This window comes from Ichthyenterobacterium magnum (assembly GCF_003610635.1).
Lineage (GTDB): Bacteria > Bacteroidota > Bacteroidia > Flavobacteriales > Flavobacteriaceae > Ichthyenterobacterium > Ichthyenterobacterium magnum.
Genome location: NZ_RAQJ01000004.1, coordinates 110,273 through 122,668, shown reverse-complemented (window position 1 = coordinate 122,668; position 12,396 = coordinate 110,273). Strand labels below are relative to the sequence as shown.

The 12,396-nt window shown below is 30.2% G+C and carries 14 protein-coding genes; 4 read left to right on the top strand and 10 right to left on the bottom strand.

Features of this window, described 5'->3' with window-relative positions; all coding sequences use genetic code 11:
- Positions 1 to 34 precede the first annotated feature (34 nt).
- The 3 genes from BXY80_RS10730 to BXY80_RS10720 form a co-directional block, all read right to left on the bottom strand.
- Positions 35 to 1,816 carry a PspC domain-containing protein gene (locus tag BXY80_RS10730; RefSeq protein ID WP_120201797.1) on the bottom strand — a complete coding sequence of 594 codons (1,782 nt, stop codon included), beginning with the start codon at positions 1,814 to 1,816 and terminating at the stop codon, positions 35 to 37.
- On the bottom strand, positions 1,813 to 2,154 hold the full coding sequence (locus BXY80_RS10725; RefSeq protein WP_120201795.1) for a PadR family transcriptional regulator: 342 nt from the start codon (positions 2,152 to 2,154) through the stop codon (positions 1,813 to 1,815). The genes BXY80_RS10730 and BXY80_RS10725 overlap by 4 nt, the downstream gene beginning before the upstream one ends.
- An 86-nt stretch (positions 2,155 to 2,240) precedes the next feature.
- Positions 2,241 to 2,687 (bottom strand): DUF4870 domain-containing protein, encoded by a 447-nt coding sequence (locus BXY80_RS10720; protein ID WP_120201793.1) that lies wholly within the window; start codon positions 2,685 to 2,687, stop codon positions 2,241 to 2,243.
- A gap of 143 nt (positions 2,688 to 2,830) precedes the next feature.
- Here BXY80_RS10720 and BXY80_RS10715 point away from each other — a divergent pair, with 143 nt between their 5' ends.
- The 3 genes from BXY80_RS10715 (at position 2,831) to BXY80_RS10705 (ending at position 4,541) form a co-directional block, all read left to right on the top strand.
- Positions 2,831 to 3,286: a DUF4442 domain-containing protein gene (locus BXY80_RS10715; protein ID WP_120201791.1), complete on the top strand. Its 456-nt coding sequence runs from the start codon at positions 2,831 to 2,833 to the stop codon at positions 3,284 to 3,286.
- Positions 3,287 to 3,412: 126 nt separating this feature from the next.
- A complete protein-coding gene (locus BXY80_RS10710) occupies positions 3,413 to 4,210 on the top strand; it encodes a TIGR00266 family protein (RefSeq protein ID WP_120201789.1) in 798 nt (265 codons plus the stop codon).
- 133 nt (positions 4,211 to 4,343) lie between these two features.
- Entirely contained in the window at positions 4,344 to 4,541 is a 198-nt protein-coding gene (locus BXY80_RS10705) for a hypothetical protein (RefSeq protein WP_120201787.1), read from the top strand.
- A 29-nt stretch (positions 4,542 to 4,570) separates the two neighbouring features.
- On the opposite strand, the gene BXY80_RS10700 is transcribed toward BXY80_RS10705, so the two are convergent.
- Complete coding sequence (locus BXY80_RS10700; protein ID WP_120201785.1) at positions 4,571 to 5,518, bottom strand: LysR substrate-binding domain-containing protein; 948 nt, start codon at positions 5,516 to 5,518, stop codon at positions 4,571 to 4,573.
- 104 nt (positions 5,519 to 5,622) lie between these two features.
- Here BXY80_RS10700 and BXY80_RS10695 point away from each other — a divergent pair, with 104 nt between their 5' ends.
- On the top strand, positions 5,623 to 6,102 hold the full coding sequence (locus BXY80_RS10695; protein WP_120201783.1) for a Dps family protein: 480 nt from the start codon (positions 5,623 to 5,625) through the stop codon (positions 6,100 to 6,102).
- 1 nt (position 6,103) lies between these two features.
- Here the strand turns inward: BXY80_RS10695 and BXY80_RS10690 are convergent, their stop codons facing one another.
- The 6 genes from BXY80_RS10690 to BXY80_RS10665 form a co-directional block, all read right to left on the bottom strand.
- On the bottom strand, positions 6,104 to 7,435 hold the full coding sequence (locus BXY80_RS10690; RefSeq protein ID WP_120201782.1) for a DUF58 domain-containing protein: 1,332 nt from the start codon (positions 7,433 to 7,435) through the stop codon (positions 6,104 to 6,106).
- Between the two features lie 111 nt (positions 7,436 to 7,546).
- The gene (locus BXY80_RS10685) at positions 7,547 to 8,542 is read right to left on the bottom strand and encodes an AAA family ATPase (RefSeq protein ID WP_120201779.1); all 996 of its coding nucleotides are present in this window, start codon (positions 8,540 to 8,542) and stop codon (positions 7,547 to 7,549) included.
- Positions 8,543 to 8,551: 9 nt separating this feature from the next.
- Entirely contained in the window at positions 8,552 to 9,763 is a 1,212-nt protein-coding gene (locus BXY80_RS10680) for a DUF4350 domain-containing protein (protein WP_120201777.1), read from the bottom strand.
- Positions 9,760 to 10,494, bottom strand: coding sequence for a DUF4129 domain-containing protein (locus BXY80_RS10675; RefSeq protein WP_120201775.1), 735 nt, complete (start codon positions 10,492 to 10,494; stop codon positions 9,760 to 9,762). Before BXY80_RS10675 ends, BXY80_RS10680 begins: the two co-directional genes overlap by 4 nt.
- Positions 10,495 to 11,370, bottom strand: coding sequence for a hypothetical protein (locus BXY80_RS10670; RefSeq protein ID WP_120201773.1), 876 nt, complete (start codon positions 11,368 to 11,370; stop codon positions 10,495 to 10,497). It lies immediately after the preceding gene.
- Between the two features lie 18 nt (positions 11,371 to 11,388).
- The gene (locus BXY80_RS10665) at positions 11,389 to 12,366 is read right to left on the bottom strand and encodes a stage II sporulation protein M (protein WP_120201771.1); all 978 of its coding nucleotides are present in this window, start codon (positions 12,364 to 12,366) and stop codon (positions 11,389 to 11,391) included.
- Between the last annotated feature and the right edge of the window lie 30 nt (positions 12,367 to 12,396).

The window sequence follows — 12,396 nt, the reverse complement described above, 5'->3', positions numbered from 1 at the left end:
ACTATCTGAATTGTTGTTTTTTAATGACGAACCGTTAGTAGTTTTCTGATTTGACTTCTATACCATCTTCATCTATACTAACTTTTACGTCTTCAGATTTTGCTTTTACACCATTCTCATCTATTTTAAGAGAATTATTTTCGGTTTTTACCTCCAAACCGTCTTCATCAATTTTTAATCCTGAGGTTTCATTTTCAACATCGACATCTACTTTAAAGTTATCGTCTTCACAGTCTAAGCATTTTACATCATCATCAATTATTTCTAAATAATGTTCTTCCATACCATTGTCTAAAATATCATTGTAATAACTTGAGTTTCTGTGGAATGAATAGGTGTTTTCATCTGCATATAAAATAGTTCCTTCTGGTAAATATAGAATTACTTCCACCTCTTGATTTCTAAATTTATTTTCAAAACCTGTAGTTAAATAACCGTTTAACTTTAGTGTGTTATCTAAAAAAGTATAGCCGTAATTTATTTTTTGAGCACGTTCTTTTGCTAATTGGTAATTTTTGCCTTCTGCATTTTTTTCTATGCTTATTGAAGCTAAAGAATCTTTTGTTGATCGTACTATAAGTCTAATGTCAGAATTGTATAAAACTTTGTTGTCGTTTTCATCATATACTGGTCTAAAAATATCGCTATGTCTTCTAAGTTGTTTGCTATACATGGTATTTTTTGCCATGCTTAAACGCAATGTATCATTAGATCTAATGTTTAACTGTTTCTTTTCAGTGACACTAGCATCAAAAGCATGTTCACCTAATTGACCAATACCAATAACAGCAATTGAAATAATTGACATTAACCATAAGCCTAATAATGTAAATTTTGCAACACTACCAATAGATTTTAAATTGTTTACCAATATTTTTAATCCTAAGTAGAAAATAAAAAAGAAAGGTACACCTACAGCAAAAAATGTAATTAATGCTATTAGCCAAATTGGGCTGCCTGACGTATTTGCCATATGTGCATAATCCATCCACCAAGGGCTAAAAAACGATGAGGTTCCTAGAGAGAACATACTAATAAATAAAGCTATTAGTGTTGAAGCTCCAACTATCATTAATATAACACCAATAAATTTTGCAATTATTTTTAGAAAGAACATGCCAACATCACCTAAAGTATCAAAAAATGTTTTTGATGATGATTTTACTTTGTTTCCAACTTTGCTGTAATCACCATTTTTTACTTTATCTGTAACTTCGTCAATACTATCTTTAACATTACCAATTCCTTCTTTTACCTTCTCTTCAATATTAGTAATGTTAATAGGCTTTCCCGACATTGCCAGTTTATCTGATGTAGTTTCTGCAGCTGGCATTAAAATCCAGAATAGAATATAAATAAATATAAATGTTCCTCCAGATCCAATGGCTAAAATTATCCAAAGTAAACGCATCCAAACAGAATCTATACCTAAATAATGAGCAAGACCAGAAGCGACACCACCAACGTAAGAACTGTCTGTATCTCTAAATAGTTTTTTAGATGATGTTTTTTTGTAATGTGTTTTTTGAGGCTCATCTTCAAAAATTTCATCATCGACTAAGTAATCTTCAGGTTGACCCATAATAGATATTACATCGTCAACTTCTTTTAATCTAATAACTTGCTTGTCGTTTTGTACGCGCTCGTTAAATAATTCTGCAATACGTGCTTCTATATCAGAAATAATTTCTGAACGGCCTTGAGAGTCTGTAAATGAACGTTTTATAGCCTCAAGATAGCGTTGCAATTTTAAGTATGCATCTTCGTCTATATGGAAGAATATACCTGCTAAATTTATGTTGACTGTTTTATTCATTTTGATGTTGTTTTTTGTTCGGTTACGATATTTACTGCATTTTGTAACTCACTCCAAGTCGTGGTTAATTCTTTAAGGAATAACTTTCCTGTTTCTGTAAGACCATAATATTTTCTTGGTGGTCCAGATGTAGATTCTTCCCATCTATAATTGAGAAGTCCCGCATTTTTAAGCCTTGTAAGTAGCGGATAAATTGTACCTTCTACCACAAGCAGTTTTGCGTCTTTTAGTGTATTTAAAATTTCTGCAACATATGCATCGTCGTCTTTCAAGACGGATAATATGCAGTATTCTAATACACCTTTGCGCATTTGAGCTTTTGTGTTTTCTATCTTCATATTTTAATGAGATTAAATTTTAATAAACTGTTCATTTTTGATTGATTTGATTGATGAGTGTTATACTGAAACAAGTTCAGTAGATGTTATTTTAAAAAATTGATTGTTAATGGGTATTTGTATAACTCTCCGTCACGAGCTTTTAAGCTTGCAATGACTATAAAAACTAGTTCTAATATAAAACCAATAACAGCTAAAAAACCTAATCCACCAGTGATGTAGAGTAGTGGAGATGGTTCTCCAATATTGATATGAAAATCACCAAACCCATGAAAATCTATAAAATCAATACCATTAAAGACTTTAAAAATAAAAAAGGGTACAGATAACGTTCCTAATATTATAGTATATAGCAAAACACTTAATTGAAAATTAATGGCTTGTTTACCGTGGGTATCTATAAACTCAGATTTTTCCTTATTGGTAATCCAAAGGATAATTGGTCCAATAAAGTTTCCTAATGGAATAATAAACCTGCTAAAGGTTGATAAATGAATAAATGTAGCGATGTTTTTTTGATGATTGTTTAGCATGATTTTAAAACATATAATAGTTTCTTATACAAATATATGTCTAAAAAAAGGTATTATGTAACGCATAGTACTTGAAATTAACAAAATTTTAACAAATTGAAATGTCAATTTTTTTCGATAGCTTTGATTAAATTAATTTTAAAATGAAGTTAACACCTAGTAAAATTAACACATTCAACATTTTTAAACTGCCAGCAGTTTTTTTAATGGGTGTTAGGGTAAAATCAATTACAAATTCATCATGTAAGGTTTCAGTAAAACATAAATGGATAAATCAAAACCCATTCAAATCACTGTTTTGGGCTGTACAAGGTATGGCTGCAGAACTTACAACAGGAGCTTTAGTAATGGCTAAAATTAATGAAAGCGGTAAAAAAATCTCTATGTTGGTAACAACAAATAATGCAACATTTACTAAAAAGGCAACAGGCAGAATAACATTTGTTTGTAACGATGGCGAGTTAATAGATAAAGCGTTGCAAAAAACCATTGAAACAGGCGAAGGACAAACCATTTGGATGAAATCTGTAGGAACCAATAAAGATGGCATTGTAGTTTCAACTTTTAATTTTGAATGGAGTGTAAAGGTGAAGGGGTAAGTCGTTTGCTGTAAAGTCGTTTATTTGATTTGCAACTTAACAGCAAACAGTTAAACAACAAACAAAAAATTGTAACAAAACCATAAACAAATCAACATATAAACGAAACAACAAAATATATATAAAATGACAGCACACGAAATAGATTACAGAATATATGGAGAAGAAATGCAATACGTTGAGATTGAACTAGATCCTCAAGAAGGTGTAGTTGCAGAGTCTGGAAGTTTTATGATGATGGATGATGGTATTAAAATGGAAACCATTTTTGGTGATGGCTCACAAAAAGATTCTGGATTTTTAGGAAAGATATTTGGAGCAGGAAAGCGTATACTTACTGGAGAAAGTTTATTTATGACTGCTTTTTATAATAACCTTAGTGGTAAACGTAATGTGTCTTTTGCATCGCCTTATCCAGGAAAAATTATTCCGATAGATTTAACAGAATATAACGGAAAATTTATATGCCAAAAGGATGCATTTTTATGCGCAGCTAAAGGAGTTAGTATTGGTATTGAGTTTTCAAAAAAATTGGGTAGAGGTTTATTTGGAGGTGAAGGTTTTATTATGCAAAAGCTTGAAGGTGATGGTATGTCTTTTGTGCATGCTGGCGGAACCATGGCAAGAAAGGTATTGCAAGCAGGAGAAACCTTGCGTGTAGATACAGGATGCATTGTTGGTTTTACTCAAGATATAGATTATGACATCGAGTTTGTTGGTGGTATAAAAAATACAATTTTTGGAGGTGAAGGTTTATTTTTTGCTCGACTTGAAGGTCCTGGAGTTGTCTATGTACAATCGTTGCCATTTAGTAGATTAGCTGGTCGTGTGCTATCTGCATTACCTCGAGGTGGTAATAGTAAAGGAGAAGGTAGTATACTTGGCGGATTAGGCGATTTATTAGATGGTGATAACCGATTTTAAATAGGAATTTTTCTGTTAAAATTTTGCCTAAAAAAATAAAGGGATTGTTTTTTTTATTACATTTAGAAAACTAAAAACAAATATAGCCTATACAAAAATCTACTTTTTTTAAACCTAAAACCTAAAAATTAATATGGCAAGAGCAATGTTTGAGTACACTAAAACTGTACTTAGCAAAGTTAGTTTTGATACAAACTTGTTCTGTAAAGAGTTAGAAAAAGCACTTCAACGATTATTACCTTATGAAATTGAAGAGCTTAAGATTTATATTAAATCTTTAATATTACAGAACCCAGAATTAGACAAATGTTTAATCTATTTAAAAACATAAAAAAAGCGACCATTTGGTCGCTTTTTTTATTAGGCACTTGTTTTGGCTAAAGGACTAATGATTTCTACATTTTGAAAAGCTATTGCTCCTCTAATAATACCAGAGATTACGTTATGTAATGCATCTATAATTTGCATTTTTAATTCGCTTTTATGATATATAATACTTACTTCACGAGCAGGTGAAGGCTCGTTAAAATGATGTAAATTTGCTTTAGATTTTTCGTTTAAATCTAGCGTATGTAAATATGGTAAAAGCGTCATGCCTAAACCTTCGTTTGAGAGTTTAATTAAGGTTTCAATACTGCCACTTTCTAGCTGAAACTTATCATCTGTATGGTTTTTAAAGACTTTGCATAGATTTATAACACCATCTCTAAAGCAATGACCATCTTCAAGTAAAAGCATATCATTAATTTCTAAATCTGAAACTTCAATTTTTTTCTTTTCGTGTAAGCGATGGTCATTTGGGATATAGCCTACAAAAGGCTCATAAAATAATACGCGTTCTTTTATGTTTTCGCTTTCAAGTGGTGTTGCGGCTATTGCTGCATCTAAGTGGCCATCTGCAATCCTTGTTATAATTTCTTCTGTGGTTAACTCTTCAATTTTTAGTTTTACTTTTGGGTATTTCTTAATAAAGGCTTTTAAAAACATTGGTAAAAGTGTAGGCATTATGGTAGGTATAATTCCAATTTTAAATTCACCTCCAATAAATCCTTTTTGTTGATCTACAATATCTTGAATGCGATCAGACTCATTAACAATATTTTTTGCTTGAAGTACAATTTTTCGACCTACATCTGTTAATTCTATTGGCTTTTTGCCTCTGTCAAAAATTAATATATCTAATTCGTCTTCTAATTTTTGAATTTGTGTACTTAATGTTGGTTGTGTTACAAAGCATTTTTCTGCTGCTTTTGTAAAATTTTTATGTTCTGCTATGGCAAGAACGTAGTGTAACTGTGTTATTGTCATGATTATTCATTTAAGCTATAAAAATATAAAAACTATTTATAAAAACTATTATTTATAATGTTAATTAAAAAATATATTTGCATAACAAATATAAATACAACGTTATGATATTAAATAGTATAGGATTAGATTCTCAAAAAACAAAGTTAATTGCAAATGATTTAAATCATTTATTATCCAATTTTCAAGTTTATTACCAAAATTTAAGAGGTATTCATTGGAATATTAAAGGGAAACGTTTTTTTGACCTTCATGTTAAGTTTGAAGAACTATATAATGATGCTAATATAAAGGTTGACGAAATTGCTGAACGTATTTTAACCTTAGGAGAAACACCTTTGCACACGTTTGAAGATTTTAATAAACAAGCTAAAGTGCCTGTTGGTAAAAATATTTCTGAAGACGAAAAGGCTGTGCAATTAATAGTCGATTCAATTTCTGAATTACTAAAAATTGAGCGAGAGTTATTAGATAAAGCTGGTGATGCTAATGATGAAGGCACTAACTCTATGATGAGTGATTTTATTACTGAACAAGAAAAAACGGTTTGGATGATGAAAGCTTGGTTGGGAGAAACTATCTAACTTAAAGAAGACCTCTAGCTTTAATTTCTAGGTATTTATTAATAGTATTAATAGTAAGTTCTTCAGGAGATGTAAGTATACTTTGTATGCCATGCTTCTGAAGTTCTTTTACCATAAGGCGTTTTTCAAAAGCAAACTTTTCGGCAATAGTTTTATGGTAAATAGTTTGTAAGTCTTGAGCATCAGTTGTAATTAATGTATCTAATTCAGTGTTTTCAAAAAGAATAACAACTAACATGTGTTTTTTTGAAAGCGCTTGTAAGTATGGTAGTTGCCTTTTTAACGCGCTAATATGTTCAAAGTTTGTGTATAAAAGTAATAAGCTTCGGTGCGTAATTTTACGTTTTACTTGAGCGTATAATAAGCCGTAATCACTATCACTAAATTGTGTATTGATATTAAAAAGAGTTTCTAAAATTCTATTTAAATACGTGAGTTTATGAATTGCTGGTAAAAATGTTTCTATGGTTTTTGAAAACGTAACCATACCAACTTTATCATGTTTTTTTAAAGCTACATTGCTAAAAGCAAGTGTAGAATTTATAGCATAATCTAATAGCTTTAAACCATTAAAAGGCATTTTCATTACACGACCTGTATCAATAATAGAGTAAATGGGTTGAGATTTTTCATCCTGATATTGGTTTACCATTAATTGTGCACGTTTGGCAGTAGCTTTCCAATTTACTGTTCTAATATCGTCTCCAACGACATAATCTTTTATTTGTTCAAATTCTGTAGTATGACCAATACGTCTAATTTTTTTGAGACCTATCTCAGTTAGATGGTTACCAATAGCTAGAAAATCATATTTCTGCATTTGAATAAAAGATGGATATACAGCAACCATTTGTCTGTTTTGAAACTGATATTTACGTTTTACAATTCGTAATATTGATGAGGCATAAATATTAAGATTTCCAAAATAGTATTCGCCTCGCTCTACTGGACGAACATCATAAGTGAAATTGTGAGTTTCGTTAGGTTCTAATATTGTTTTATATGAAAAGTCACGTTTTTGAAACTGAATTGGTAGTTCGTCAATGATATCAATATGTGTTTTAAAAGGATAATTATTTGATAAAGTTATAGGAACTGGGTTTTCATCACTATTTGAAAATTTTTCAGGAAGTATTCTTCTTCCTTTTACCGCATTTTTAAAACGATAGAGTAGAAGTAAATCAACTATAAATAAAACACCAATCGTTAAGGTTAAAATCCAAGCAATTGGATATAACAACTTTATCCAAAATGACATAAGAAAGCATACAGATGCTACAGCCAAGTAGATGTAAAATTGTTTGTGTATATATAACGATTTAATAAATTTCACTTTATGAGTTTATGAGTTTATGAGTTTATGAGTTTATGAGTTTATGATGTTTTTTTATTTTGCCAACAGCCAACAGCCAACAGCCAACAGCCAACAGCCAACAGCCAACAGCTATCGCGGCACTTCAACAGATTGAACAATCATATTAATAACATTTTCTGTACTCATACCTTCCATTTCACGTTCTGGAGTTAGTATAATTCTGTGGTTTAAAACTGGAGCAACAGATTTTTTTACATCTTCAGGGATTACAAAATCACGACCACTAATAGCAGCAAAAGCTTTTGATGTATTTAATATTGCAATAGACGCTCTTGGCGAACCACCTAAATATAAATGAGGATGATTTCGTGTTTTAGAGACAATCTCAGCAATGTATTTTATGATTTTTTCTTCAACTAAAATAGATTGTGTTTTGTCTTTAAACTCAGCTAATTTGCTAGCATCTAATATCGGGTTTATGAGTGTTTGAGGTAATTTTCCTTTGCGTTGATGATGCGTTTCAATAATTTTAATTTCATCTTCAAGTGTTGGATAATCAACTTTTATTTTAAAAATAAATCTGTCTAATTGTGCTTCTGGCAATGCATAAGTTCCTTCTTGTTCTATTGGGTTTTGAGTTGCCAACACCATAAAAGGTGCTTCAAATTTATAGGTTGTTCCATCAATTGTAGCCTGACGTTCTTCCATAGTTTCAAATAACGCCGCTTGTGTTTTTGCAGGAGCTCTATTAATTTCATCAATTAAAACTATGTTTGAAAAAATAGGCCCTTTTTTAAACTCAAATTCAGAGGCTTTCATATTTAAAATAGAAGTCCCTAAAACATCACTTGGCATTAAATCTGGTGTAAACTGTATACGACTAAAATCTGTTTTTAAAACCTTTGCAAATAGTTTTGCAGTAATTGTTTTTGCAATTCCTGGAACACCTTCTATTAAAACATGGCCATCGGCTAATAAAGCTACAATAAGTAATTCTACAAACTTGTCTTGACCAACAATTACTTTTTGTAATTCTGATTTAATGTTTTCTACCGCGGTTTTTAAATCGTCTAATGGTATTCTGTTATTAAAATCTAAATCTTGGTTCTCTTTTTGCTCGTCCATAGTAATATATTATGCGTTATTATTTTTATAAGCTTCAATGCGTGTGTTTAAACGCTCAAGCTCTGTGATATTAAGGTTTTGTTTTTTGCTAAGCTGTTCTATAGTTGTAAACAACTGTTTTGTGTCCTCTATAGTATTATTACTTCTTGCAGCTAGATTTTTAATAAACTCATCATTTATAGTATTAGTACTTAAATGAAGCTGAGTTCTAATATAATCTAGAAAATGCTGAATTTTATGCTGTGCAATTTCATGGTGTTGTCCTTTTTCATAATACATATTTGCTACAGTTCTTGTAAAATCTACAGTTTGATTGCGTAATGGTTTTACAATAGGAATTGCACGTTGTTTACGTTTTCCTTCAAATAAAATATAAACAGCAACACCAATAAGCATAATGTAATATGCCCATTTTAGCTCTTTAGTGTTAAGTAAAATATATAAAGGTGAAGTGTAATATGATTTTCCAGATTTATAATGTGCATCTAAGTAAATTGGTTTTGTGCTGTCTATGTATGATAAAAGCCCAGAAGTATAATTTTGATTTGGGCTATTTAAAATAAAATAGTTAGTAAATGCCTGCGGAAACGTGCTTAGTATAATTTGACCATCACCAAAAGGTTGTTTGATGACATTTACAAATTCTTCATCAAAAAAAGTGTCACCATTAAAATTACCAACTGTACTTACAATAGAAGTGTTTAGTGTATCTATTTTTTTGAAATGATATAGATATCTGGCCTTATCAAAATCTACAATTGTAGTGTCTAGATTCTTGTTTTTAAGTTGAAACTGATAGTGATTATTAAAATTATCTAAAGTACTTATAACAGAAGTATCAAGATGCAATGTATCTAAAAGTTGGTCTTCAAAATCTGCTGAAGCTATTAAGAGTGTATTTCCGTTAGATGTCCAATCTAAAAGTGATTCTAATTCCTGTTCTCCAAAAGCAATATTATCGTTAATAAAAATGTAAGTCCCTTCATGTATAGTACCTTCATTTAAAGCCTCATATGGTGGACGTTCTAGGTTAATAATGTTTTCTTTAGAAAATATACGTTTTAATTGTTCGTAAAAAACAAGTGAGCCAAACGGAATTTTATGTTGCTTTACATAAGAGGGAAACCAATTAATATCTTTAGGTTTTGAGTACTCTAAGGCAACAATTCCTAAAATTGCAAGTGCAGTTAATATAATATATAGTTTTCCGCGTTTACTCACTGCGTTTTAATTGTTGTGTTTAAGGTTTCGAAAGACGATTTTAAAGTCTCAAATTTTAGCTCATCAATACTAAACTCGCCATACCAAACATAATCGTAAATTCTAGTAATTGTTTTGAAGCCTGTTTTTATAGTGTCTTTTTTAATTTCTGAAATATAATCGACATTGGTTTTTTGTTGTTCCCAATTAATGTGTTGTTTTTCTGCTAAAAACTTTAAGGATTGTAAATAATAATAGCGAATGGCTAATCTGAAGTTTTTCTGCTTTATAGCATCATTAATAAGCTTATTAATGTCTTCATTTTTTATGATTTGTTCGTCCTCAGTAAATTGAACAGTTCCCGGGTTTTGCTGCCCAGAAATAATAGATTTTGAATTTACTTTTAAGAAAAACTTAATGAGTAAAAAGATTAAAAAAGCGAGTAGTAGGTACGGCAAAATATTAAATATAAAGTATAAAATGCCACCAGCTTTTCCAACACCAAAAATGGCTTCAAATATTTTAGTTAAAATGTTTGCTAACCAACGTTTAATTCTTGAAAAAATAGATTCTTCTGTTTCAACTTCGGTATAATTAAATTCAGGATTTTCTTTGTAGCTTGATAAATCATCTTCACTTATGTCATGTTTTTCTAATTTAGATTCGTCGTAGTGTACCACAAGAGCATCTTGTTGTGCAAAAGACAACGTTGTAAATAAAAAAACAGCAAAAACAATTTTTAGTAAATGCATTTAGTTATCAGAATTACCTAATGTATTTATTCTTTCTAAAGTTCCAGAAAAGTGTTTTCTTTCATTTAAATTAAAATAGATAAAAGCAGAACCAACAACAACAACAATATTTAATGCATATTGAAAAAACGAACTTAAAACATTTAAAAATATATAAACGGGATCTACCAATGAGTCTAAATTTGACGGATCTACTTCGCCACTAAAAACACCCATTTTTAGCCAAGTATAAATTACTGTTGGTACAGCAATAATACTTCCAATAACACTTATTATAATATACAGTACAATTAGGGTTGCTAAAGTAATCCAGAACTCGTCTTTTATTAGTGTAAAACCTTCACTATAAGCATCTGTAGCATTCATACTTTTAAATACTAATATTGGTAATACAATTGCCATTGGCACTATAGCATAAAACACAGGTAAACAACAAATAAGCACTGCAACAAAAAGTGTTAGACCTTTTAAAAATGAAAGTCCTAAAAAACTCCAAAAGGTTTTGTTTACATTCTGCTTTATTTCATTTACATCAACCTGACCTTGGTTGTCAGTATACGACTTTATGTAAAACAGTGTAGCAGATGTAGTAAAGGTATAAGCTAATATAGCTGCAACTAAATAAAGTAAGTATGCTGCAACCATTGCTAATGGGTTTTGATAAGGAAATACGTCTGAGTTTAAATCAAAAGAAAATTGATCGCCTACAATGTAAATGTAAAATACTAAAGCAATTAAAAACAGTACAATGTATGGTCCAGCTATATTAGTTATGGTTTTTAAAAGCGGCTTAAACTCACTTCTCAAAAACGCAAAAGTATCTGCTAGTATGTCTCCAAATTCGCGCTGTTTTTTTAATTCTATAAATTTTTTCATATCAATTGTATTTGGCTTTTAATTTGATTTATTTGAGATTAAGTTCTGCTTTTTATGCAATTGTCTAGGATAAATTACATAGTAAAAAATAATTATAGATAGTGAACCTGCTATTATAAGTATAGCTAACCAATCTGGCATTTCTGTATGACGTGTTACAAAGCCTTCTAAAAAGCCTGCAATAATAAAAAAAGGTATTGTGCTTATTAAAATTTTTAAACCATTAATCACGCCACGTTTAAAAGATTCTAATCTAGTATAGGTTCCTGTAAATAGCATGCCATTACCTAAAACTAAACCAGAACATCCAGCAATAATAATTACCGAAATTTCAAAAGTACCATGAATCCAAATAGTTCTAACAGATTCCCATAACAATCCTTTTTCGTAAAAGAAGTATTGAAAGCTGCCAAGCATAATTCCGTTTTGTAGCATTATAAAAAGAGAACCAATGCCACATAAAATGCCATAAGCAAATGCCATAAGTGCAACTTTTATGTTGTTGATTGTAATTCCTAAAAACATATTAAACTCTCCCATTTTTTTATAAACAGCCATTGGATCGTTATTTTCAATGTTTTCTAAAGTCATATTTACATAGGCATCACCAAGAATTGAGCGCACAAAATCAACTTCGGTAGCAGCAGAATAAGCACCAACAATTACAAATAGAGAAAATACTAAAAATGAAACCAATAACTCACGTTGGTGGTAGTAAAATAGCAACGGAAACTCTGTTTTAAAAAACGAAATAAGTCTGTTTTTTGATTCTTTTTTTGTTTTATATATTTTTTGGTGTGCTTGAGATGCTAACTGATTAAGATAATGTTCTGTATTACTTTTTGCGTAAAATGTTTTAGCAAAACTTAAATGATCTGTAATTTCAATATAAAGATCTGATAATTCATCTGGATCTATTGTAGTATTATTTGAAAGAACGCTTTCAAATCTTAACCATTTATCTTTATTTTGCTTCACGAAAGCAGCTTCACGCATTGGGTAGAACTATTTGCTTTCAAAGAAAAG